Annotated in this window: 27 protein-coding genes and 1 tRNA gene; 2 read left to right on the top strand and 26 right to left on the bottom strand. The window is 47.6% G+C overall.

Annotated features, from left to right (window positions below; all coding sequences use genetic code 11):
• From J7K79_RS00940 to J7K79_RS00890, 11 genes are all read right to left on the bottom strand, one after another.
• Positions 1 to 610 (bottom strand): DAK2 domain-containing protein (locus J7K79_RS00940; protein WP_296904168.1); only part of this gene is annotated, 610 nt, incomplete at its 3' end.
• 16 nt (positions 611 to 626) lie between these two features.
• Entirely contained in the window at positions 627 to 956 is a 330-nt protein-coding gene (locus J7K79_RS00935; protein WP_296904166.1) for an Asp23/Gls24 family envelope stress response protein, read from the bottom strand.
• Positions 953 to 2,779: a 1-deoxy-D-xylulose-5-phosphate synthase gene (gene dxs, locus J7K79_RS00930; RefSeq protein WP_296904171.1), complete on the bottom strand. Its 1,827-nt coding sequence runs from the start codon at positions 2,777 to 2,779 to the stop codon at positions 953 to 955. Before dxs ends, J7K79_RS00935 begins: the two co-directional genes overlap by 4 nt.
• On the bottom strand, positions 2,766 to 2,969 hold the full coding sequence (locus tag J7K79_RS00925) for an exodeoxyribonuclease VII small subunit (RefSeq protein ID WP_296904164.1): 204 nt from the start codon (positions 2,967 to 2,969) through the stop codon (positions 2,766 to 2,768). The genes dxs and J7K79_RS00925 overlap by 14 nt, the downstream gene beginning before the upstream one ends.
• Positions 2,970 to 4,151, bottom strand: coding sequence for an exodeoxyribonuclease VII large subunit (xseA, locus tag J7K79_RS00920; RefSeq protein WP_296904162.1), 1,182 nt, complete (start codon positions 4,149 to 4,151; stop codon positions 2,970 to 2,972).
• On the bottom strand, positions 4,148 to 4,963 hold the full coding sequence (locus J7K79_RS00915) for a bifunctional 5,10-methylenetetrahydrofolate dehydrogenase/5,10-methenyltetrahydrofolate cyclohydrolase (RefSeq protein ID WP_296904160.1): 816 nt from the start codon (positions 4,961 to 4,963) through the stop codon (positions 4,148 to 4,150). Before J7K79_RS00915 ends, xseA begins: the two co-directional genes overlap by 4 nt.
• A 12-nt stretch (positions 4,964 to 4,975) precedes the next feature.
• Positions 4,976 to 6,604, bottom strand: coding sequence for a formate--tetrahydrofolate ligase (locus J7K79_RS00910; RefSeq protein ID WP_296904158.1), 1,629 nt, complete (start codon positions 6,602 to 6,604; stop codon positions 4,976 to 4,978).
• A gap of 11 nt (positions 6,605 to 6,615) precedes the next feature.
• The gene (gene nusB / locus J7K79_RS00905; protein ID WP_296904156.1) at positions 6,616 to 7,044 is read right to left on the bottom strand and encodes a transcription antitermination factor NusB; all 429 of its coding nucleotides are present in this window, start codon (positions 7,042 to 7,044) and stop codon (positions 6,616 to 6,618) included.
• A gap of 26 nt (positions 7,045 to 7,070) precedes the next feature.
• Complete coding sequence (locus J7K79_RS00900) at positions 7,071 to 7,430, bottom strand: Asp23/Gls24 family envelope stress response protein (protein ID WP_296904153.1); 360 nt, start codon at positions 7,428 to 7,430, stop codon at positions 7,071 to 7,073.
• A gap of 16 nt (positions 7,431 to 7,446) precedes the next feature.
• Positions 7,447 to 8,004 (bottom strand): elongation factor P, encoded by a 558-nt coding sequence (gene efp / locus J7K79_RS00895; protein WP_296904151.1) that lies wholly within the window; start codon positions 8,002 to 8,004, stop codon positions 7,447 to 7,449.
• A 74-nt stretch (positions 8,005 to 8,078) separates the two neighbouring features.
• Entirely contained in the window at positions 8,079 to 9,986 is a 1,908-nt protein-coding gene (locus tag J7K79_RS00890) for a transketolase (RefSeq protein WP_296904149.1), read from the bottom strand.
• Between the two features lie 116 nt (positions 9,987 to 10,102).
• Here J7K79_RS00890 and uvrB point away from each other — a divergent pair, with 116 nt between their 5' ends.
• The gene (gene uvrB / locus J7K79_RS00885; RefSeq protein ID WP_296904146.1) at positions 10,103 to 12,100 is read left to right on the top strand and encodes an excinuclease ABC subunit UvrB; all 1,998 of its coding nucleotides are present in this window, start codon (positions 10,103 to 10,105) and stop codon (positions 12,098 to 12,100) included.
• Between the two features lie 14 nt (positions 12,101 to 12,114).
• Here the strand turns inward: uvrB and J7K79_RS00880 are convergent.
• The 10 genes from J7K79_RS00880 to J7K79_RS00835 form a co-directional block, all read right to left on the bottom strand.
• Positions 12,115 to 12,192, bottom strand: a tRNA-Asp gene (locus tag J7K79_RS00880).
• 148 nt (positions 12,193 to 12,340) lie between these two features.
• The gene (locus tag J7K79_RS00875; protein WP_296904142.1) at positions 12,341 to 12,916 is read right to left on the bottom strand and encodes a 2-oxoacid:acceptor oxidoreductase family protein; all 576 of its coding nucleotides are present in this window, start codon (positions 12,914 to 12,916) and stop codon (positions 12,341 to 12,343) included.
• Positions 12,913 to 13,665: a thiamine pyrophosphate-dependent enzyme gene (locus J7K79_RS00870; protein WP_296904139.1), complete on the bottom strand. Its 753-nt coding sequence runs from the start codon at positions 13,663 to 13,665 to the stop codon at positions 12,913 to 12,915. The genes J7K79_RS00875 and J7K79_RS00870 overlap by 4 nt, the downstream gene beginning before the upstream one ends.
• Positions 13,666 to 13,669: 4 nt before the next feature.
• On the bottom strand, positions 13,670 to 14,725 hold the full coding sequence (locus J7K79_RS00865; protein WP_296904170.1) for a 3-methyl-2-oxobutanoate dehydrogenase subunit VorB: 1,056 nt from the start codon (positions 14,723 to 14,725) through the stop codon (positions 13,670 to 13,672).
• A 14-nt stretch (positions 14,726 to 14,739) separates the two neighbouring features.
• Complete coding sequence (locus tag J7K79_RS00860; protein WP_366932563.1) at positions 14,740 to 14,973, bottom strand: ferredoxin family protein; 234 nt, start codon at positions 14,971 to 14,973, stop codon at positions 14,740 to 14,742.
• A 22-nt stretch (positions 14,974 to 14,995) separates the two neighbouring features.
• Entirely contained in the window at positions 14,996 to 15,649 is a 654-nt protein-coding gene (locus J7K79_RS00855) for a hypothetical protein (RefSeq protein ID WP_296904133.1), read from the bottom strand.
• Positions 15,618 to 16,739: a butyrate kinase gene (gene buk / locus J7K79_RS00850; RefSeq protein WP_296904130.1), complete on the bottom strand. Its 1,122-nt coding sequence runs from the start codon at positions 16,737 to 16,739 to the stop codon at positions 15,618 to 15,620. The genes J7K79_RS00855 and buk (J7K79_RS00850) overlap by 32 nt, the downstream gene beginning before the upstream one ends.
• Positions 16,740 to 16,747: 8 nt before the next feature.
• Positions 16,748 to 17,650 (bottom strand): bifunctional enoyl-CoA hydratase/phosphate acetyltransferase, encoded by a 903-nt coding sequence (locus J7K79_RS00845; protein ID WP_296904127.1) that lies wholly within the window; start codon positions 17,648 to 17,650, stop codon positions 16,748 to 16,750.
• A complete protein-coding gene (gene buk / locus J7K79_RS00840) occupies positions 17,625 to 18,734 on the bottom strand; it encodes a butyrate kinase (RefSeq protein ID WP_296904124.1) in 1,110 nt (369 codons plus the stop codon). The genes J7K79_RS00845 and buk (J7K79_RS00840) overlap by 26 nt, the downstream gene beginning before the upstream one ends.
• 174 nt (positions 18,735 to 18,908) lie before the next feature.
• Positions 18,909 to 19,478 carry a hypothetical protein gene (locus J7K79_RS00835; RefSeq protein ID WP_296904120.1) on the bottom strand — a complete coding sequence of 190 codons (570 nt, stop codon included), beginning with the start codon at positions 19,476 to 19,478 and terminating at the stop codon, positions 18,909 to 18,911.
• A gap of 118 nt (positions 19,479 to 19,596) precedes the next feature.
• Here J7K79_RS00835 and J7K79_RS00830 point away from each other — a divergent pair, with 118 nt between their 5' ends.
• A complete protein-coding gene (locus J7K79_RS00830; RefSeq protein WP_296904118.1) occupies positions 19,597 to 20,421 on the top strand; it encodes an aldo/keto reductase in 825 nt (274 codons plus the stop codon).
• Here the strand turns inward: J7K79_RS00830 and J7K79_RS00825 are convergent.
• From J7K79_RS00825 to J7K79_RS00805, 5 genes are all read right to left on the bottom strand, one after another.
• The gene (locus J7K79_RS00825) at positions 20,401 to 21,180 is read right to left on the bottom strand and encodes an HAD-IIA family hydrolase (RefSeq protein ID WP_296904114.1); all 780 of its coding nucleotides are present in this window, start codon (positions 21,178 to 21,180) and stop codon (positions 20,401 to 20,403) included. The genes J7K79_RS00830 and J7K79_RS00825 overlap by 21 nt on opposite strands.
• Entirely contained in the window at positions 21,170 to 21,898 is a 729-nt protein-coding gene (gene rlmB, locus J7K79_RS00820) for a 23S rRNA (guanosine(2251)-2'-O)-methyltransferase RlmB (protein ID WP_296904110.1), read from the bottom strand. Before rlmB ends, J7K79_RS00825 begins: the two co-directional genes overlap by 11 nt.
• Positions 21,840 to 22,280: a ribonuclease III domain-containing protein gene (locus J7K79_RS00815; RefSeq protein WP_296904108.1), complete on the bottom strand. Its 441-nt coding sequence runs from the start codon at positions 22,278 to 22,280 to the stop codon at positions 21,840 to 21,842. Before J7K79_RS00815 ends, rlmB begins: the two co-directional genes overlap by 59 nt.
• On the bottom strand, positions 22,277 to 23,191 hold the full coding sequence (locus J7K79_RS00810; protein WP_296904106.1) for a nuclease: 915 nt from the start codon (positions 23,189 to 23,191) through the stop codon (positions 22,277 to 22,279). Before J7K79_RS00810 ends, J7K79_RS00815 begins: the two co-directional genes overlap by 4 nt.
• A 4-nt stretch (positions 23,192 to 23,195) precedes the next feature.
• The coding region (locus J7K79_RS00805) for a ZIP family metal transporter (protein WP_296904104.1) at positions 23,196 to 23,923 on the bottom strand (728 nt) is incomplete at its 5' end.

Below are 23,923 nucleotides of genomic sequence, written 5' to 3'. Positions count from 1 at the left end.
CTTCTATATTTCCCTTGATCGCATCTCTCATACCTTCGAATATATAGTAGAGTCCCTTCGCGCCCGCGTCCACGACCCCAGCTTCTTTAAGTTTAGAAAGCATGCTGGGAGTTCTGTTCACCGTATCTTTTACCGTCTCCACAATCCAGTCAAATAGCTTCTCGAAAGTTTCGAAAGAATGGCCTTTCAGTTTCTCATCGAGTTCCCTCACAACCGTCAACATGGTACCTTCAACTGGTCTCATAACAGCACTGTACGCGACTTTCCTTGCGCTTGATATCATCTTCACGAAATCCTTTGGAGTGATGTAACTCTCTGGGGAAGCGTCTGCCATTCCTCTCAGTATCTGAGAGAGTATAACCCCAGAGTTTCCGCGCGCACCCATCAGTGCCCCTTCCCTGATCGCCCTCCATACCTCTAAGAGATCGTCGTTTTCGAGGTTGTCTATGTACTTGCACGCCTCCAGCATAGTCGAACACATGTTGGAACCTGTGTCCCCATCCGGGACAGGAAAGACGTTCAAGGCGTTGATCTCATCTTTGTACTTGAGAAGGTTTTCGGTAGCTTTCTTTATGATGGTTTTCAGAAATCTTCCGGTGATCTTTTTCAAGGTCTCTACCTCCGTTTCATTTGATACCTACTACATGAACAGTTATGTTCAAGTTCTCACAGCCAGCCAGTGTCTTGAGTTTGTGGGCTACGTTGTCGGCGATGTTCTTGGCAACTTCTTTGATGTTCACTCCGTATTCGACTTCTATGTACACGTCGACGTTCAAAGAGGAATCTTCGAGTTCTTCGATTTTGATACCCTTGTCTCCTCCAAAGATCCTTTCAAAGAAAGAGCGCGATTCTCCGATTCCAACTGTTCCGTAGCTTTCAACTGTTGCCAGGTACACGATCTTCTTCAATGCATCCACCGTTATCTCGAGTTCTCCGTATTCGAGCATAATTTTCATGTTTTCCCCTCCTCGCTCTTGACCTTAATATATGTTAGCATAGTTTTTGAAAGCCCTTTCGAATCCATTCCAAGCATCTCCAGGAGCTCTTTTCTGCTGCCGTGGGTCACGAAGTGATCGTTCACCCCGATGTTCACCACGCGGCCTCTCCAACCCATCTCCCGGAGCTTTTGAGCAACGTAGGAACCGAATCCTCCTATCTTCATGGCTTCCTCGACGGTGAATATGAGCCTGTGATTCCGCGCGATTTCTTTCAGGATCCGCACATCCAGGGGCTTCACTGTGAGGGCGTTGATCACTGTGATATCCAGTGGGATCCTGAGCACTTCTTTCAAAAGGGTTCCGGTGACGATCACAGCGGCGTCTTTCCCTTCCCTGATCACGCGCCATCCAAGGTCTATATTTTTCATGTTCGCAAGAAGTGAATTGAGGTCTGCTTCAAAGGATTCTTTCGGATAGCGGACGACAACGGGGCCGTCGAGATCAGACAGAACGGTGTAGATAACGTTCACGAACTCTTGAGGAGAGGATGGGGATATTATCTTTATATTCGGGATAGGAAGAAGATAGTTGATATCGAAAAGACCGTGGTGTGTGGGACCGTCTTCCCCCACCACTCCAGAGCGGTCTATCGCAAGGAGAACGGAGGCGTTCTGAAGGGCCACATCGTGTACGATTTGATCGAAAGCCCTTTGAAGGAATGTGGAGTAGATTGCGACAACAGGTTTCATTCCCTGAAGACCCAGAGCCGCACCGAAAGTGACACATGTCTGTTCTGTGATTCCCAGATCGAAAAAACGTTCGGGATGGTTTTTCTGAAAGATGGAGAGCCCCGTTCCATCCGCCATAGCTGCTGTTATGGCTACGATTTTTTTATCGTGTTCTGCTATCTTCGAAAGAACATATCCCAGAAGCTCACTGTAGGATAGCTTCTTTGGTTTTCCAACAGGAGAAGCGCTGTGGTACGCTGTGGGATCTTTTTCTGCAGCTTCGAACCCCTTTCCTTTTCTCGTTACAACGTGAACAACCGTCGGATACTCATACTCTTTTACCCTTTTCAGCACTTTTTCAAGGAGTTCTATGTTGTGACCATCGAACGGTCCGAAGTATTTCAAGCCCAATGCTTCGAAGAAATTGGTCCCCTGGATCATTCCTTTTAATCCATCCCTCAGATACCTCATCTCCTCCTCCAGCTCGAAGCCTATCTCGGTTTTCTCGAGTACCTTCTTCAGGGCTTTTTTTCCTTTCAGATATATGGGGTTCGTTCTGAGTTTGGACAGGTGGTAGGCAAGCCCTCCCACGTTCCGTGATATGGACATCCCGTTGTCGTTGAGAACTATCTTGATCTTCGAGTTGAGATTCTTGAGCTGGTTCAACGCCTCGAGTGCCATACCAGAGGTAAGGGCTCCATCTCCTATTACGACGACCACATGCCTTTTCTCCTTGAGAAACTCGAAGGCCTTTTCGAAACCAAGGGCGGCTGCTATAGAGGTGCCCGCATGCCCGGTGCCGAACCAGTCCAGGGGCGTTTCTCTCCTCGTTACGAAACCACTGAGCCCTCCAAAACTCCTTATCGTGTAGAACTCTTCATCACGCCCGGTGAGGATTTTGTGAGTGTAGGCCTGGTGCCCTGTATCCCAGATGATGGCATCTTTCCTGGGGTCGAAGACACGGTACAGCGCCAGTGTCAATTCCACCGTCCCCAAATTGGAAGCAAGATGCCCCCCGTTCTTTAAAACCACATCTATGATCTTCTTTCTTATCTCCTCAGCGAGCCTGTTCAACTCCTCATGACTCATTCTTCTGATCTCATCTAGAATCATCTTCATCACCTTCCAATTCTTGCAAAACGTCGATAATTTTCAGCTGTTCTTTCTGAAGGATCTCTCTGCATTTTTTGTAAAGTTCCACGCCTTTCTCGAAGAGTTTTATGGACTCTTCAAGAGAGATGTCTTCACTTTCAAGCCTGTTGACGATCTTCTCTAGCTCTTTCATCATCTCTTCGAAATCCACCTAGATCACCCTCGCTCTCTTTTCACCATCTCTGAAAACGAGAAGCACGGTGTCTCCAGAGTTTAAAGAAGCCGCCTCCTTTACAATTTTGCCTTCCTTTTTCACTACAACAAAGCCTTTGTCCAGAAATCTGGTTGGTTTTAGACTTTCAAGGACTCTGAAAAGATGCTCCACCCTTTCCTGTTTTCTTCTCATGGAGTTCAACATCAGATTTTTGAGTTTTCCGGCCAGTTCTTTGACCCTGATGGTTGTCAATTTGTTTATCTCAGACTTTCTTTTCGCCGTCGCTCGGAGGCAGTGAAAGAGTCTGTCGAGTTTTTCTTCCTCACGCGCTATTTTCTCCAGTATGGCGTTTTTCATTCTTCCGTAGAGACTTTCTAATTCTTCGTGAACTTCTCTGAGGTCTGGGAAAACGTATTCGGCTGCTCCCGTTGGTGTGTGCATGGATACATCCGCCACGAAATCCGCTATGACACGGTCTATCTCGTGCCCTATTCCCGTCACAACAGGCGGCTTCATCTTCAAGATTTCCCGCACTACTTCTTCTTCGTTGAACACCCAGAGATCCTCTCTGGATCCACCCCCTCTGACTATCAGAACGAGATCCAGATCGTACTCGTTTGCTTTTCGGAGAGCTTCTATCAGTTCCTTTTTCGCAGAATCACCCTGAACAGAGGTGTGAAACAGGTATATCTCAACGGGAGACTTTCGTTCCTTTGCCGTTCTTATCACATCCTGAAACGCCGCAGAGCTTCTGGAAGTGATGACACCGATTCTCTTTGGAAATCTGGGAAGGGGTTTCTTAGGACGATACAGAAGACCCTCTTCGAGAAGCTTTTTCAAGGTTGCCTCGAACCTTATCTGGTAAGTACCGGCGTGGTTGAGATACCTTATGTTTGAACAGATGAACCTGTACGTTCCGTGTGGTGTGTAAACACCAACACTGCCCTCAACAATCGCCATCTTTCCCTCATGAAGGCGGATTCCCATGTTGTCTCCGCCGAACAGGACACAATCCAGTTTTGCGTTTTCATCAACCAGCGAGAAAAAAATGTGGCCCTTTCTAGGGCGCACGTTGGTGATTTCACCGTATACACTCACGTTGGTGAGATAAGGATCTTCTTCGAGCAATCTCTTTATGTACTCACTTATCTCTGTAACAGAGTAGACGATCTCTCTCATCTTTTCTGGCGCTCCGCCGCTCTCACCACATGTTCGAACAGGAGAGCGGTTGTGATCTGCCCTACGCCGCCGGGAACAGGGGTGACATGCGCTATCTCTTCAACAGCGGGATCTACGTCTCCATACCATTTTCCATCCACGTAGTTGATTCCAACGTCTATCACAATTGTTCCCTTTTTCACCATATCTTTTTTCAGGAAATTGGCCTTTCCGACAGCAACGATGACGATATCGCTGATTTTTGTGATTTCCTCAAGATTTTGGGTCCTGGAGTGGCAAACGGTAACGGTGGCGTCTCTTCCCTTCTTCAGAAGCATTATCGCAAGAGGCTTTCCTACAGTGATGCTTCTTCCAACGACCACCACTCTTTTTCCTGAAAGCTCAGTAACATTTTCCAGTACTTTCACAACGGCCTCCGCTGTGCACGGTGGGAAGGTCTCCTCTCCGTAGATCAAAAGACCGAGATTTGTGGGATTGACACCCTCGACGTCCTTCTCAACGGGCACGGCAGAGAGCACTTCTTTCTCATCCAGTTCCTGCGGTAGAGGCCTTGCAACGAAAACGCCACTTACACTTTCATCCTTGGCAAGTTTTTTCAGGGTAGGAAGAAACTCTCCAGAGGATGCTTCGATTATTTCGAACTCTATTCCCAGTTTTTCCGCCTTCCTTTCTTGGGATCTGAGATAAGACGCGGTAGAAGGATCGCCTGTTCCCACCACGCTAACGAGTTTTGGGGCGAAAGAAAGTGAGGTTATCCTTCTTTTGACGTCTTCCTCGATGGCCTTTGCTATGGATTTGCAGTCTATCCACACACTCGCTCCCCCTTAAAAAACTCCTACAATGTTACCATTTTCATCCACGTCCATGCTCAAGGCGTTCGGTTTTTTTGGAAGACCCGGCATGAGATTTATGTCCCCTGCCAAGACGACGACAAAACCCGCTCCTGCCGAAACGTAGGCATCTCGAACAACGAAGGTGTAATCCTTAGGGGCTCCCCTGAGTTTTGGATTGTGGGAGAGAGATCTTGGAGTTTTGGCCACAATCACAGGTAGTTGATCAAAACCGTTCTTTTTAATGAACTTCAAAGCCTTTCGTGCTTCGTCCGTGTATTCGACATCTTTTGCTCTGTAGATCTCCTTTGCAAGGATCTCCACTTTCTTCTCGATCGAATCCTTCCATTCATAAAGAAAATTGGGAGGTGAATCTCCAGCGACTTCAGTCACCACCTTTGCAAGATTTATTCCTCCTTCGCTTCCCTTTGCGAAAACTTCGCTGATCGCCGCTTTAACTCCCAGTTTTTCGCACTCGTTCATCACAAAAAAGATCTCTCTTTCCGTGTCGGTGTCGAATCTGTTCAGGGCGACCACAACAGAAAGACCAAATTTTTTCAGGTTCTCTATGTGGACCTTCAGATTTTCGAACCCTCGTTTCAATGCTTCTATGTCTTCTTCGTGGACAACGCTGATATCGGAGCCACCGTGGTACTTCAAGGCCCGAACCGTTGCCACAAGGACCGCAGCACTTGGATAGAAATCCCCGACACGGGAGACAAAATTGATGAACTTCTCTGCTCCAAGGTCCGCACCGAAACCCGCCTCTGTCACCACATAATCGCTGAGCTTTAAGGCAAGCTTTGTCGCGAGAATGGAGTTCGTTCCGTGGGCGATGTTGGCAAAAGGTCCTCCATGAACGAAAGCGGGAGTCCCTTCTGCTGTCTGCACGAGATTCGGGTTGATCGCATCTTTCAGCAGAACGGTCATTGCACCGTGGACACCGAGATCGGAAGCGGTCACTAATTTCCTCTCTGAATCGAGCGCAACAACGATCCTTCCGAGTCGTTCTTTCAAATCCTTCAAATCTTTCGACAGACTCAGTATCGCCATTACTTCCGAGGCGGCGGTTATGATGAAACCATCCTCTCTTGGTATACCGTTTGCCGATCCACCAAGTCCAACCACGATCTTTCTGAGAGAGCGATCATTCATGTCCATCGTTCGCTTCCAGAAGACTCTTGTTAGATCTATTCCAAGTTCGTTTCCATGTTTTATATGGGAATCCAAAACGGCAGCCAGCAGGTTGTGAGCGCTTGCCACGGCGTGCATGTCTCCAGTGAAGTGCAGGTTTATTTCATCGGAAGGGAGCACTCTTGCTTTTCCACCCCCGGTTGCCCCTCCCTTCAGGCCAAGGGTGGGACCGAGCGAGGGTTCACGAAGGGTAACAATGGATTTCTTTCCAAGCCTGTTCAGAGCCATAGAGAGTCCTATGCTGGTGGTGGTTTTTCCTTCGCCTGCTGGTGTTGGTGTGATCGCCGTCACAAGGATCAATTTTCCAGACTCTTTGTTTTCAAGTTTCTTCAGAAGCTTGTGGTCGACCTTTGCGATATATCGACCATACGGAAACAGATGGTTTTCGTCTATTCCCAAACTTTCCGCGATCTTTTTTATCGGAATCAACCTTATCACCTTCACAGCTCGAATTTTTCCTTTGGAGCGTGTTCTTTTGCTATTCTGTCCAATATTCCGTTCACGAACTTTCCACTGTTTTCAGTACCGTACCTTTTGGCTATTTCAATGGCTTCGTCGATCGTTACCTCTATGGGAATGCCTTTTTCGTAGAGGAGTTCATAAGTGCCGAGCCTCAGAATGTTTCTGTCAACGGCAGAGAGACGATCTATCGTCCAGCGCTCAAGGTACTTGGAGATGAGATCGTCTATCGCCTGGAGATGTTCCTTTATGTTTCGAATATAACGCCTTGCGTCTCTTTTTGCCTTTTCATCGTAGCTGTTGTCCAGTATCTCTTCAAGAATATGCTCAAGGTTTTCGTCCTTTCTGAATTCATGCTGAAAAAGGGCTTTGAAGACGGCAAGCCTCATTCTTCGCCTCGGTGTTTTCATGTCTGAATCTCCTTTCTAGCTTGTGTTTACTCGTTTTTCTCCTCAGATCCCTCCTCGGGTTCTTCCTCTATTTCCTCTTCCCTCTCAAAAACATTCTCAACCGCGACATTTATAGATTCTACCCGCATGGAGGTCATCATTTCAATGTCGTGCTTTATCTTTTCCGTGAGCTTGGAGACGTATTCAGGAATGGGTTCACCGTAAGGGACATCGATTTTGAACTCAATGACGAGGCTATCATCCGGATTTCTGGTGACATCCAGGCTCTTTCTGATCTTCTTTATCACTTTCGACCCCACATCTCCCAGGAACTCTTCGATGCTCCTTATGGCGATCTCTTTTATCACTCCGTCGGATATTTCGATGTTCTTGTATTCCTCTGCCATACTGATCCCCCCTTTTTTATGCTCTACCCACGTACTCACCTGTTCTTGTATCAACCTTTATTTTATCACCAGCTTCTATGAAGTAAGGAACTGTGATCTTGAGTCCTGTCTCAAGCACGGCCGGTTTTCCGCCACCAGAGACAGTGTCCCCTTTGAAGGAAGGTTCCGTCTCCACGACAGTCAATTCAACGGTGGTGGGAAGTTCGATACCTATAGGAACACCCTCGTGGAAGACAAGATCCACTTCCATGTTTTCGATCAAATAGTACCTGACGTCTCCGATTTCTTCTTCTCTGAGAGCATGTTGCTCGTAGTCATCCAACGTCATGAAGTAGTAGTGATCTCCGTCTCTGTAGAGGTACTGAGCCTTTCTGAAGGAAAGCTCTGCCTCGGGAACCTTTTCGCCACTCTGAAAGTTAACTTCCCTCACGAGACCTGTTTTCACGTTCTTGAGCTTCGTTCTAACGAGTCCGCTTCCTCTTCCCATGAAGTGCTTGCTCGCCTCGAGCACCCTGTATATCTCACCATCGTAGATGATGAACATGCCTTTTTTCAAATCACCCACCTCGATCATGGGAACACCTCCTGTAACAAAATCTACGAGGGGATTTTCTCCCCTCGTAGAATTCTACCATAATACTGGCGTTTTCAGAGTATTTCCTTGAGTTTAGAGGTGATACCCTCTTTGTCCAGGCCGTAGAGTTTGTAGAGAAGCTTGTAGTCTCCTGACACAGCAAATTCTGGAACACCAACTCTCACGTATTTCTTCGGTAGGATGCCGTTTTCCAAGAGGACAGTTCCTAGATAGCTGCCGAGCCCGGTGAAGACGTTGTGATCTTCTACTACAAGAACGGGTTTCCCATCGATCATTTTCAGAGTTTCTATGTCGAGATCCACTGGACAGGATACGTTCAACACGGCAACTTTGATGCCTTCTTTCTTGAGATCGTCAGCAACCTCTACTGCTAGGTGGAGAGTGGATCCGTATGTTACAATCACAGCGTCGCTTCCTTCTCTCACAATGTCAATCTTTCCGTACTCAAAGATGTAGCCTTCTCCAAAGAAAGGCCTGCCGTTTTCATCGAGTACAATGGGAAGTTTTGACCTTCCCATGGTGATCGCGAAGTTTCCATATTCTTTTGCAGCGTATCTTACTGCTCTGTCTGTCTGGTTCGGATCCCCAGGCACGATAACCTTGAAACCGTACCAGTTCATAGGGCCGGAGATGTAGTCGAGCCCGTGGTGAGTCTTTCCATCCTCACCCACGTTGAGACCACAGTGTGTGACGATGACCTTCAGATTTGTTCCGTTGATGGCGTTCAGTCTGTGCTGGTTGTAGGTTTCGGAGATCCCAAAAACACCAAAGTCAGCAAAGAATGTAATCACGCCTTCCGCAGAGAGCGCTCCCGCCATGGCAGCAGCGTTGTGTTCTTGAACCCCCACTTCCAGAACTCTTTCTGGGAACTCCTTGTCGAGGAGATCCAGTTTCACGGAACCCTTGAGATCGCAGTCTACAGCAACGATAGGAGTGGCATCCGGTTTTTTCATGTTCTTTTTCACCAGATCGAGGATGGCTCTACCAAAAGCGCCTCTGTTGTCAAGAGGATCGGTGTAGGTGATGGGATCTCCGGTGTCGATCTTCACAGGGTAGGTCTTGTAGGTCTTTTCGTGTTTTTTCACTGGAAGCTTCTTCCTCTTTTCTATGTAGACGTCCACGTCGTTTTCTATACCGAGCTCTGCGAGGGCCTTTTCAAGTTCGTCTCTCTTCAACGGTTTTCCATGGTACTTGACCTCGTTTTCCATGAAGGAAACACCTTTACCCATGACCGTCTTTGCGATAATGGCGACCGGGTTCGATTCGTCCTCAACCGCTTCCTTCAAAGCGAGGTATATTTGTTCGTAATCGTGACCGTCTATCTCTATCACCTTCCATCCATCGGCGAGGTAGTTTTCCTTTATGTTCACCGGCATAATGTCTCTGGCTCGCCCGCTGATCTGCGCATCATTGTAGTCGATGATCACCGTGAGATTCGTAACACCATACTTTTTTGCCACCCTCCTTGCTTCTGCCACCTGCCCCTTCGCCTGTTCAGCATCACTCATCAAAACGAAGACGTGGTAATCTTTTCCTGTGAACCTGGACGCGAGAGCAAAGCCAAGACCGGCTGAAAGACCCTGACCGAGGTTTCCTGTGGTCCAATCTACTATCCCAACACCCCTGGTTACGTGTCCTTCAAATACAGAGGAGGGATGCCTGAAGCTCATGAGAACCTCATCGAGATCGACGAACCCCAAACGTGCCATTGCAGCGTAGACACCCGGAGAGGTATGACCGTGACTGATTACGATTCTATCCCTTGCAGGATCGTCAACGGGTTTCAATTTTGCATATTTGAAAACGGTGAGATACAGATCGATGGAGGACATGGAACCTCCAGGATGTCCGGAGTTGGCGATGTAGGTCATCTTCAGAATGTCTCCACGGCAGAGTCGTCCGAGTTCCTTCAGTTCCTTGAGTTCACTTTCTGGAAGCTTCTCGTAAGGGAATCTTTCCATCCTTAAACCTCACCTCCTTCAATTGGGTCATAGTAGTGATGTAGAAACATTTTCACCCATCTTCTGAGATTCTACCATTATTGAGATGTTAAAAAGTTTTCAAGGAGGAAAAAATTGTGTTCAAGCTGGTGAGTGAATTCAAACCCACCGGGGATCAACCCCAGGCGATAGAGAAATTGGTAGAGGGTTTGAACAGGGGAATGCGTTTCCAGACGCTCCTTGGGGTCACAGGGAGTGGAAAGACCTTCACTATGGCCAACGTGATAGCACATGTGAACAGACCAACACTTGTGATCTCTCCAAACAAAACTCTCGCTGCACAGCTGTATCAGGAATTCAAGACCTTCTTTCCTGAAAACAGAGTGGAGTTTTTCATCAGTTACTACGACTACTACCAACCGGAGGCGTACATACCTACCAAAGATCTTTACATAGAGAAGAACGCGGATATAAACGATGTGATCGTGAGAATGCGAATGTCTACACTAAAATCGGTCAGAACCAGAAGAGATGTAATTGTGGTTGCAAGTGTGTCGTGTATCTACGCCACCGGTGATCCTGCAGACTTCGACAAAATGAACGTGAAACTTTCTGTTGGTGATAGATTGGATATGTTCGAACTGGCGGAATACCTTGCGAAGATAGGATACCAAAGAACTGAAGATGTCTCACTGTCTGGGTGTTTCAGAATAAGAGGTGACACGCTGGAGATCTATCCCACTTATCAAGATGAAGGTATCCGTATTGAATTTTTCGGAGATGAGATAGACTCGATTTCCTTGATAGACCGATTCAATCGAACAACTTTGGAAAGACTCGACAAGATCATCATTTATCCTGCCGTGGAGTTCGTAACAACCGACGAGAAACTGAGAAGAGCCATCGAATCGATAAAGGAAGAGCTCAACGAGAGACTGGCTGAGCTCAAAAGACAGGGAAAGCTCCTGGAGTACGAGAGGTTAAAGCAAAGAACCTTGAACGATATAGAACTTCTCGAGACTATGGGGTACTGTCCAGGTATAGAGAACTACTCCAGACATTTCGATAGGAGGAGGCCGGGAGAACCGCCCTACACGCTTTTGGACTACTTCGACGACGATTTTCTTGTGTTCATCGATGAGTCTCACATCACGGTACCTCAGCTCAGAGCGATGTACAACGGTGATCGATCCAGGAAAAAAAACCTGGTGGAATACGGTTTTCGCCTTCCTTCTGCCTACGACAACAGACCCCTCACCTTCGAAGAATTCCTGAAGAAGGTGAAACAGGTTGTCTTTGTCTCGGCCACACCTGGTGACTTCGAACTTTCGGTTTCTGAACAGGTGATCGAACAGATCATAAGACCAACCGGCCTTGTTGACCCAGAGGTGGAGGTGCGTCCAACCAGAGGACAGGTGGACGATCTGGTGAACGAGATAGTGAAGGTCAAACAGAGGGGGGAAAGGGCCCTTGTGACCGTCCTCACCAAAAGAACCGCAGAGCTTCTGAGCGAGCATCTCACAGAACTCGGCATAAAGTCTCTGTATCTTCACTCGGAGCTGGACGCGATAGAAAGGGTTGAGGTGTTGAAAAAACTGAGACGCGGAGATGTAGATGTGGTAGTGGGTGTGAACCTGTTGAGGGAAGGACTAGATCTCCCGGAAGTCTCTCTTGTTGCCATCATGGATGCCGATGTGGAAGGTTTTCTGCGCTCCGAGACAACACTTATCCAGATAATAGGAAGAACTGCACGGAACGTAAACGGCAAAGTGATCATGTACGCCGATAGAATAACAAATGCCATGAAGAGAGCAATTGAAGAGACAAACAGGAGAAGGAGGATACAGCTTGAATACAACAAAAAACACGGTATTATTCCAAAAACGATCGTGAAACCTCTTGAGATGGAAATCTTCGAACAGTTTATGGTAAAAGAAGAACCCATCGAGTACGGTGATACGCTCAAAAACATCTTTGCCATGAAGGAAGGCCTTTCTCCAGAAGAGTATATGGCCTTACTGGAGGAGGAGATGTACCGGGCTGCAAGCGAACTGAGGTACGAAGATGCAGCGGCCCTGCGCGATGAGCTCTTCAGGGTGAAGGAGGCATTGAGAAAGAAGAAAAAGGGGCGCTGAGCCCCTTTTTTGTTTGGCGGGGACGACGGGATTTGAACCCGCGACCACCGGTGTGACAGACCGGCATGCTAACCAAGCTGCACCACGTCCCCTGAACCAAGTACTATTTTCTCAGAAAAGCGTAGGGTTGTCAAGAGCATCTACAAGTTACGATGAGTCTCTTTGACGTTATCGCTCACCTCGGGCTGGGTTACAATGCGCCCCATCTATTCTGTTGGTTCGTACGCAAGAGAAGATCGATCAAGAAAAATCGCCTCCACATGCTTTTTCAAAATTGTACCATTTTTTGATAAAGGCTGATCCTTTTCTTATAGCTTCAAGATTTGGTTCCAGAAGAGAAGATCCGGAAAATTTTTCCTTCAGAGTTTCTTCAGTGGTTTCAAGACGCACTGCTTTGGTCAGCTCCACGAATGCTCCAAGCAACACCATGTTGGCTACTTTCAAACTTCCCACTTCCTCGGCGATATCGTTTGCTGGAATCTCTATCACTTTCACATCATCTCGGGCAATTTTTTTATCGATCACGGACGAGTTTACAAAGAGTGTCCCACCACTCATCAGTTTTTCTCCAAACCTTATCATGGAGGGAAGGTTCATGGCGATAACTTCTGTGGGGTGATCTACGATTGGAGAGGTCACGGGTTGTTCATCTATCACCACGGTACAGTTGGCAGTTCCTCCTCTCATTTCTGGACCGTAGGAGGGAAGCCAGGTTGCGTTCTTTCCCTCTTTCACAGCAGCGGTGGTAAGGAGTTTTCCCGTAAGCATCACACCCTGTCCTCCAAAGCCTGCTATCACCACACCGTGGTACCTCATGATTCTCCCACCCTGTCCACGAAAATTTTAGGTGGAAATTCTTTAACCATGTTTTCCAAGAGCCACCTCTGGGCCTCCACAGGACTCATACCCCAGTTGGTTGGGCAGATGCTGAGAACCTCGACCAGACCAAAACCGACTCCTTTCATTTGGGCAAGGAAAGCTTTTTTGATGGATTCTTTTGCGCTCTGAATATCTCTAGGAGAGCTCACGGTGACGCGTGCAAGATAGGCTACTCCGGGTATTGTGCTCAAAAGTTCGGAAACGTGGAAGGGATATCCATCGTTCTCCACGCTGCGTCCACGCGGGGTGGTCGTCGTTCTTTGCCCTAAAAGTGTGGTGGGAGCCATCTGTCCACCTGTCATACCGTAGACGGCGTTGTTTATGAAAATCGTTGTCAGCTTTTCTCCACGGTTTGCTGTGTGAATCGTCTCTGCTATGCCTATCGATGCAAGATCCCCATCACCCTGATAGGTGAAGACTACACGATCTGACATGGCTCTTTTTATGCCTGTCGCAACTGCAAGAGCCCGTCCATGAGGTGCCACCGTTCCATCTACATTAAAAAACTCGTAGGCGAACACAGAGCATCCCACAGGGGCAACCATTATGGTTTTGTCCTGTATGTTCAGTTCGTCTATCGCTTCCGCTATCAGGCGATGAACTATTCCATGATGACATCCGGGGCAATACGTGAATTCCTTATCACTAAGTGATCTTGGCCTTTTGAAGATTACCTTGGAGTCCATTCCGTCACCTCCTCAGTCTTTCGAAAGCCAGGAGAATCTCTTCCGGTGTGGGAACGACTCCTCCCATTCGACCGTAGAAGTGAACGGGTGCTTTCCCTTCCACGGCTAGGAGAACATCTTCCACCATCTGACCAGCACTCATTTCCACCACAAAGACGAACTCTACATCTTCAGCAATTTCTCTCAGTCTTTGGTATGGAAATGGCCAAAGCGTGATGGGTCTGAACAATCCTGCAGGGATCTTTTTCCCTCTGAGATTGTCCACGACACTTTTGAGGATTCTACCGATTGTTCCGTATCCAATCAGTAGATATTTTGCTCCTTCGACTTCGTACTCTTCCCAGCGCTGCTCTTTTTGCTTTATTCTTTTGTATTTCTCCTGATAGCGTCTGTTCATTTCCTCAAGACCGTGAGGATCGATGTTGAAGGCAGCGATCCGGTGGGGTCTTCTGCCACTGGTTCCAGTCAACGTCCATTCCGAGTGGTCCGGAAGAGAAGATATATCTCTCATCGGAGGGAGTACCACTGGTTCCATCATCTGGCCGATCATGCCATCGGCCAGAATGAGAACGGGATTTCTGTACTCATCGGCAAGATCGAAGGCAAGCTGGGTCAGATCGACTGCTTCCTGAAGAGTCGAAGGTGCCAGTACGATCAGGTGGTAATCTCCATGTCCACCACCTTTGGTAGCTTGAAAGTAATCACTCTGGGCGGGCTGGATATCCCCCAGGCCAGGTCCACCACGGGCGATGTTCGCAAAAACGCAAGGAAGTTCTGCACCTGCTATGTAGGAAATCCCTTCCTGCATCAAACTGAATCCAGGTGATGACGTGGAGGTCATAACGCGCTTTCCTGTACAGGCGGCTCCGTAGACCATGTTCACGGTTGCGATCTCGCTTTCTGTTTGAAGAAATGTTCCCCCAACTTCTGGAAGCCTTCTTGCCATGTATTCTGCGATCTCACTTTGAGGAGTGATGGGATAGCCAAAATAAAGTCTGCAGCCCGCCCTTATTGCGGATTCTGCTATTGCTTCGTTTCCCTTCATCATGAGACTTTTCATGGTGATCTCACCTCTCATACTTGAACACCCGTTTTCTTTTGAACTTCTCTGAACACGGTGATACACACGTCCGGGCAACTCAGATAACAAAACCCACAGGCTATACATCCTTCTCCTCTGTATTCAGCAAAGTGATATCCTTTGGTGTTGTACTTTTTGGAGAAGGTGATCGCCTTAACAGGACATACATTCACACAAAGCCCACATCCCTTGCATCTTTCTGAATCGATCTCGATGAAACCTCTCACCTCTGCCATATTCTCACCCCCGTCATGGTTCTTTCATGAATCTCTTTATTACGAAAACGGGATATTTGAGATTGGAGATGTTGATCGAAGCAAGGAGATCTTCGGAAAGAACAGTCCATAGCACCTTTATTTTTGTTATCCTGGAAACCTTCGACAGAATTTCCTCTCCTGCAATCACCGTCTCCTCCGTACTGAAAGGGCCGAGATTCGCATTGTTGACGAGGGCGTCTATTTTGATTCTGGAGCGGCTGGAGAGCCTTTCGATCTCTTGAATGATCTTCTCAACACTTTCGGTAAAGGGTCTGAAGACGTTCACCACAAAGTACGCACGTATTTGATGGTTTTCCAACAGGGGTTTGAGTGAACCGATAACCCTCGCACCGTTGTCCTCACCACCGAGGTCGGTCACCACATGGGAGTCATCTTGCGAAAAAACCTCTCCCAGCTGCGAGGGAATCACCGGAAGGTCCATGTGTTTCAACTCTCCACTCACTGTCACAACATGAATGCTCATTTGCGCCAGGAGATCTTCTGCATCTCTCACACGAAAATAAGGTGTTATCACATCGAGGTCCACGAGGAAGACTTTTTTCCCCAAAACCCTCAGCTTGAGAGCCAGGTTGATCGATATTTCAGTCTTTCCACTACCGAATGGCCCCATCAAAATATGAATCACGGTATCGCCTCTTCAGTGTTTCCGTATAGTTTCTTGCCTTTTCCTCGCTCTTCAGCACTCTGAGTGCCGCCAGGGCCAATGTTTTCTCTTCATTACTCCCCGGAAGGACCACCACAGGTGCTATGAAACTCACCCTTTCTTGTATCCATGGAACCAGAAATTCTTTGTCGTACGCTAGGCCACCTGTGAGGACGATGACATCCACCTTTCCCTCCAGAACCGCCGCCATCTTTCCAATCCATTTGGAGATCTGGTACGCCATCGCTCTGTAGACGAGTTCGGCATAGGCGTCCCTCTGCTTGATTCGACTGATTACCTCTGTGGCATCGTTGGTTCCCAGATAAGCCACCAGTCCCCCATTTCCCGCGATCTGTCCTTTCATCTCTTCGAAGGAGTATTTTCCACTGAAACAGAGATCTATGAGTTGTGTTAGGGGAAGAGTACCACTACGCTCAGGTGTGAAAGGTCCATCCCCGTCCAGGGCGTTGTTGACATCGACAATTCTCCCTTTCCGATGAGCAGCAATCGAGATTCCTCCGCCCATGTGAGCTATAACCATGTTCATCTCTTTGTATCTCTTGGCGAAAGACCTTGCGACTTCTCTAGCTACCGCTTTCTGGTTGAGCGCGTGAAAGATGGACTTCCTTTGATAATCAGGATGGCCGCTGATACGGGCTATTTCTTCCATTTCGTCGACAACGACAGGATCAACTATGTAGGCGGGTGCTCCTGCTTCGGACGCCAAATTATGAGCTATGAGTGCACCGAGGTTGGAAGCGTGTTCTCCATTCTTTGCAGATCTCAGAGTTTCAATCATGAGATCGTCTACAAGGTACACTCCACCTGGGATGGGATCCACGAGTCCACCGCGGCCTACGAAGGCTGAAAAATCACGTGCTTTATAACCGGAATCTTCGATAAAACTCCTCACAAAATGTTCTCGAAAATCCAGTTGATCCACTACACGGCGGAATTTTTTGAGTTCATTAGCGCGGTGGGGGATTTTCTGCATCTTTATCATCCTGTCATCTTCGAAAATAGCCACCTTCGTAGAAGTGGATCCGGGGTTTATGGCCAAGATTCGAAACATAGTATTCATCACTCCCGTTCCACTGCGATTAACATACCTAGTGCTATGGAAAAAAGCTTCGTTTCCGCACTGTCCGCCCTCGATGTAAGAACGATCGGCATGCGAGCACCGACTACAACGGTTGCCGCTCTAGCTCCCTCAAGATAGATCAGTGCTTTGGAAAAAATGTTTCCCGATTCTATGTATGGGACGATCAACACGTCCGCGTCACCAGCGATATGGCTTTCTACCCCCTTGAGAGAAGCAGCCTTCTTGCCGACAGCGTCGTCAAGTGATAGAGGACCGTCCACGACACAACCTCTTATCTGGCCACGACCTGACATCTTCGAAAGGATAGCGGCATCCAGAGTTGACGGTGCTTCCGCTATCTCAGTTGCTCCAATTATCGCTACCTTTGGAGTATCAACACCGAGAGTTCTTGCTACCATAACGGCATTTTCAACGATATCTCTCTTTTGTTTTAGATCCGGGGAGATGACGATTCCTCCGTCGGAGATGATCAGAAGTTTATGGTAGGATGGCACTTCAAGCACACTCACAGCAGAAAGTGTCCTTCCTGTTCTAAGGCCATACTCTTTCTGAAGAACCAAAGACATCAGTTCGCTCGTCTTTATCTTTCCTTTCATCAGAAGATCTGCTTTGCCTTCTGCAACTCCTCTCACTGCCATTTTTCCCGCTTCGAGAAGGTTCGGGGCATGAACGATTTCCATCCCATCGAGTTTTATCCCAAGGAATTTTGCTGTTTTTTCGATCTTTTCAGTGTTTCCGTACAGAATGGGTTCCACGATGTTCATCTTCTGGGCCATCCTGACGGATTCCAGAACATTCTCATCTTGAGCACCTGCTACGGCTATCCTTGCACTTCTGCTGAAGGATTGTGCGAGTTCAAGAAAATCGTCTAACTTTTTCATTTCCAATTCTCCTTCTCACCGACGATCTGTAATCTCTCGCTAGTTCTTCTACTCTGAGAACTCTCAGAACACCGAAAGCGAGCGCTTCCATTTCGAGTTCACCTGGTACTACATTCACTGTTCCAAAACTTGCAATGTAACGCTTTATCATATGTACAAAACGAGGTTCGTGTGCCATACCACCTGTTATGACAATGGCGTCCGGTTTTGAACCCAGCACCGCGCACATTCCTCCAATCTCTTTTGCAATTTGATAGGCCATAGCTTCAACGATCAATCTGGCTTTCTTCGAGCGCTCAGCAGCTTCGAGAACTTCTCTGAGGTTTTTTGTTCCCAAGTACGCCATGAGACCACCTCTGCTGGTGAACTTCCTTTTCAGGTCCTTCGCGGAGAACTTTCCTGAGTATGCTGTTTTTACGATATCTCCTACCGGAAGTTCTCCTGTTCCCTCCACACTGAAAGGTCCTTCATCGTTGGCGTTGTTGACGTCTATCATTCTTCCGTTCAAATGTGCACTAACGGTGATTCCACTTCCAAGGTGGACGATCACCATCTTGGTTGTCTCGTATTCCTTCCCCATTTCTCTGGAAATCTTTCGTGCCACTGCTTTGATGTTTAAGGCATGTGAATAACTCTTTCTTTCGATCTCCGGGATCCCGGAGAATCTAGCTTCGTCACACATCTCGTCTACAGAGATGGGATCGACTACGAAACAGGGAACACCGCTTGATTTTCCAAGTCTGTAGCCGATGATGGCTGCTAGATTCGAAGCGTGTTCTACTGGAGAGTGGTTCAGAAGGTAATCAATCATGTGCTCGTCTACCCTGTAAACGCCACTTGGAATCGGCTCAAGAATGCCTCCACGAGCGGCAATGGCGTCGAAATCTTTCACCTTGTAGTCTTTCCTTTTCAAAAAGCTCTCAACAACTTCGCGCCTCATGGGTTCCTGGCCCACGATATTCTCATATTTGTTCAATTCTTCCGTGCTGTGAAAGAACTTTTCCTCACAGATTTTTCTTTCATTTTCAAAAACAGCGACTTTTGTCGACGTAGAACCTGGGTTTATAACCAGTATTCTGTGCACCTTTCCACCCCGGACATCTTTTATGAAATGTTACAAAATCTTTTAAGTAAGGTTCCATATGAATATTACCATAAAGAAACTTCTGAATCAAAAAATTTTTTCTTTGTATCGGAGGTAAAAAGGGAACAAAAAACGGGCCCTGTAGAGGGCCCGCTGGGTGGTGGGGAAAGAGGTTCACTCTTGAGCCATATCCTCCAGTACCTCGAATCCTTCGTTCGTGAGGAGAACGAAGAGAGCCTTTTCGAGTCCTCTGAACCGTCTGTACTGATCAACCGTTATGATGTCGTCCACTTTCTTTACGAAATCTCTATAAGTGTCGCTGATCTCATCTTTCAGATCCCACAGTTGGTCTTTCAGATCCTCTGCTGTTTTCGTGTCTCTTTTTACGAGAGCGTTGTAATACTCTTCGCGCAGTTGTACCAGCTTTTCTTCGAGGGTGTCGATCTTCTCTTTGGCCTCCTTTGCCACCTCGTAGAGTTCCTTCAGCTGTTCATCATTCAGGTCCAGCTGGTTTATTACTTCTGCCACTTTCGTTTTGAACGCAAGCTTCAGCTGTTCTTCGTCTCTGAATCTCAAACCAAGGCCGTGGCCGAATCCTCTTTCTGCCCTCATTCGAAATTCGTTGAGCACCGGTACACCGTACTGTGGAGCAGGACAGTATGCCCTGTTGAATCCTCTGTATCCAGCTGCAAAGAGTCCCATCGCGGCTGTCAGCACCAGTATCACCACAAGAAACCTTTTCATACTTCCACCTCCTCTTCGAAATCTCCTGTTTCATCTTAACGTTTTGATTGTGAAAAAAACGTGGAGAAAACTGATCGGCTGATATAATAATACTGGACTAAGTTGGGAGGTGTTAGGGATGGTGTTCAAAGAACTTGGAAAAACGGGAGAGAAAATACCGGCTTTGGGACTTGGCACGTGGGGAATAGGCGGCTTCGAAACACCCGATTACTCGAGGGATGAAGAGATGGTAGAGCTCCTCAAGAAAGCCATAAACATGGGATACACCCACATAGACACCGCCGAGTACTACGGGGGAGGGCACACAGAAGAACTCATCGGAAGGGCTATAAAGGACTTTAAAAGAGAGGAGCTCTTTATAGTGTCGAAGGTATGGCCAACTCACCTGAGAAGAGACGATCTCCTGAGGTCTTTGGAAAGCACCCTGAAGCGTCTTGACACGGACTATGTGGATCTCTATTTGATTCACTGGCCGAACCCTGAAGTTCCCCTTGAGGAGACTCTCTCTGCGATGGCAGAGGGTGTTAGGCAGGGACTCATCAAATACATCGGTGTGTCGAATTTCGATAGAAAGCTTCTGGGGAAAGCAGTTAGCAAATCGCAGGAGCCCATCGTTTGCGATCAGGTCAAATACAATATCGAGGACAGAGAGTCAGAAAAAGATGGACTGCTCAGGTACTGTCAGGAAAACAGTATCACTTTGGTCGCGTACTCTCCCCTGAGAAGAACTTTCCTTTCGGAGAGAGTGAAGAAGGTTCTTGAGGATGTAGCAAGAAAGCACAACGCGACCATATATCAGATCATGCTCGCGTGGCTTCTTGCAAAACCAGGTGTTGTGGCTATTCCGAAGGCAGGGAGAGAAGAGCACCTCCGAGAAAATCTCGAAGCAACGAAGATCACACTCTCAGAAGAGGAAATGAGATTACTGGACAGCCTCGCATAATTCCTTTAAGCTTGCAAATACAAAGTCGGGTTTTATACTGGAAGCTGCCAGATCTTCCGGGGTAGTCTCTCCGGTGAGAACGAGTATGGAGACTATCCCGGCGTTCTTTCCAAGTTTTATGTCGGTGTAGAGTCTGTCTCCCACTATCGCCATCTTTTCCTTTGGAACATTGAACTTTCTCGATATTACCTCCACCACCAGTGGATTCGGTTTTCCCACTATGAGATCTGGTTTTCTACCGGTTGAAGTTTCTATAGCTGCCATGATACTACCGGCATCTGGAATGGGGCCTTCTTTCGATGGACAGTTCACATCCGGATGGGTGGCTATGTATTTCTTCCCGACTCTCAGAAATATACAGGCTTTCTTGAGTCTCTCGTATGTGAGTGTCTTGTCAAAACCGAGAACCACGAAATCTGGATCTTCATCCACTACCAGATGCCCATACGACTCGAAAACTCTTCGCAGCTGAGGAGTTCCCAGAAGAAATATCCTGCTTGGTCCGTACTCCTTTAACATGTACTCCGCCGTCACCTCACCGGAGGTGACCACGGAGTTGTCTGATACATTAACGCCCATCTTTCTCAGTTTTTCTACGTAATCGAAGGGCCCAAGGGAGGAGTTGTTCGTGAAGAATATCGCCTTTTTCCCCCTTGCCTTTAGAGTTTCTAAAAGCTCCGCTGCACCGGGAAGGAGAGAGTCATCAAGGTAAAAGGTTCCATCCATATCCAGAATGAAGAGATCTATCTCACTCAGCACGCCTCATCCTCCTTTGTCTTACAGCTTCAAACAGAACGATTCCCGCACTCACTGAGACGTTCAAAGAGTCTATCTCGTTTTCCATTGGAATGGTCACCACCTTGTCACACCTTTCCTTCACAAGTCTTCTGATACCCTCTCCTTCGTTGCCGAAGACGAAGGCCGTTGGTAGCGTGAAATCTTCTTCGTAGATGGGCGTCCCGTTTATATCTGAGGCGTACACCCATATGTCTTTCTCCTTCAATTCCTCTATCGTTCTTGCGAGGTTCGTTACGATTGCTATTTTTGCCCTGAACACAGTTCCCGCGGAGACCTTGACCACTGTTTCCGTCACTTTCACGGACTTGTCCTTTGGAATGATGATGCCGTTCGCACCGGCTCCAACGGATGTCCTCACGATCGCTCCCAGGTTGTGCGGGTCCTGAATCTGATCGAGTATCACTATCAACGGGGGAGTTCTCGATTCCAGAATATCTTCAACGGAGCAATATCGATACTCCTGTATGTCGAAGACCACTCCCTGGTGCTTCTTCGTTCCAGAAAGTCTCTTCAAACTTTCCTCCGATTCAAACGAGTATCTTATGCCTCTCTCCTCGACCTGCTTTATTAGAGACAGAAAGTAACTACCCGGGTTTTTCATTTTCTGGAAGAACACTCTTTTAATCAGAACATTGTTTTTGAGAGCCTCTTCTAGTATCTTCCTTCCGTACACCCTCAACGTCCATCACCGCCAGAAGATGTTGAATTCTTTGAAAGTTTCTTTTCAAAAAGAGATAGCCAACGAGCGCTTCGAACCCCGTGCTTTTTCTGTAAAGTGGGTCGTTTCCATATCTTTTAGCGGCTTTAGAGTTCATCGCTCTCTTCACAATTTTTCTTTCCCCTTCCATCAGATGATCCCAGATCGCATCCAGCATCTGCGCCTGTCCGTGTTTTGACGTCCACTCTTTCACCTTTTCGTGTATGGTGGATACTCTGTAGTTACCAGCGAATTTGAGACGAAACACGAGTTCCAGGACAGCGTCTCCTATGTAAGCAAGAACGGCAGATGGTACGTTGTCGGCTTTTGTGTTGAAACGGAAGATGTTCTCCACTTTCTTCATCTCCCGACTCTCAAATACGCAAATAGCTTCGTGTTCATGTAGTGCTTGTCTGTGAGGTAACGAGATAGACTTTCCTCCAAAAACTGGATCGGGAGGATGTTTTCTGGAAGCCTTGGAATGGGAAGGTCCGCTGTGAGATGAGGAAGCGTGATTGCGAGATCATCGAACGTCTTCTTCAGAAGGGGAATCTGCGCGTCATCTTCAATGTAAGCCTCCAATCTGATCAATCCTTTCGTTCCTTCACCGTCAACGAGTTTCACATATGTTCCTATCTTTTTCAAAGTGCCTTCTTGGATGCCAGCAACGAACATCTGGCTTCGTTCTCCCTTCCTGAGGAAACGAAGTCTTCTAAAATCATCTCTTCTCAAGTCCGTGGTACCAATATTTTTCACAAGGCCAACAGGCCCGACACCCTCTCCGAAAGGTAACTCAGGAACAGCGGGCCCGTCTTTTATAACGAGGGCATCTCCTTCGAGGTATTTTCTCACTTCCTGGATTTCCAGTGTTCTAAGGTAGGTATCTATAGAATCCATTGCCTCTTTTCCATTTTTAACTATCTTGAAGATGTTTCCTTCCACTTCAACGTACCCTTCTTCCGGAAAATTTTGGGAGAATCCCAACACCTTTTCGACAACAGGCGGAGATTGTGGCGAAAAGAGAGGGAACGTCCCCCTATCCTTTTCCCACACAACCGCACCCACGCAGAGCTCGGCAAAAACCCCCCTGAATCCTTCGTCAGTTTCTATCCATACGAAGCTTCTTCGTTTCCCATCCACGAAGACAACACGATCCAGGATCCTTCCATCTTTTCGATCGTCTCCTTCCAGAAAGTTCGATTTTTCTGAGAAGCTCTGATCCCTTCTGCGCTCTTCGATCTCGTTCTGTACACTCTCTATCCTTTCGACGCGCATCCTCTCACCCCAGCGCTACATCCAGAGAAGCCATGACAATGAAACCTATCATGATCCACCAGGTGGAGACAAGTTCGTTTCCCCTGGAATGAGTCTCGGGAATAACCTCATCGCTCACGACGTATATCATCGCCCCGGCGGCGAAGGCCATCATGTAAGGAAGAAGTCTTCGTGAAATTGAAACAATACCTGCTCCGAAAAGTCCACCGATCGCTTCCACAAGCCCCGTGAGAAAGGTTATGAGAAAGGCTTTACCCTTTTTGTACTTCATGGGAATCAGAGAAGCCATGACCGCAGCTCCCTCGGGTATATTTTGAACACCGATCGCAATGGCTATAGCCAGAGCCTGTGGAGTGAATGCGGAGACACCAACGGCCATTCCCTCGGGAAAGTTATGAATCGTTATGGCGATTATAAAGAGCCAGATACCTTTCAATCTTTTTACATCCGGCCCTTCATGACCTTTCAGGAAGTGCTCGTGGGGTATGAGCTTGTCCGCGAGGTTGACGAAGAGACCCCCGAGGGCAAAACCCACTATAAACCTGATGATTCCTCCCATCTCGAGGGCAGGGGAAACCAGGCTGAAAGCACTGGCCGCTATCATGACACCCGCCGCAAACCCCAGAAACGAATCGATCGTTCTGTCACTTGTTTGATGGGGTTCCAAAAAAAGGAATGGCAACGCGCCAAGAGAGGTCGCCATTCCCGCTATAGAACTGTACAGGATTCCTT

Source organism: Thermotoga sp. (assembly GCF_021162145.1).
GTDB lineage: Bacteria > Thermotogota > Thermotogae > Thermotogales > Thermotogaceae > Thermotoga.
The sequence above is the reverse complement of the archived record's forward strand: the minus strand, read 5'-3'. Positions and strand labels throughout refer to the sequence as shown.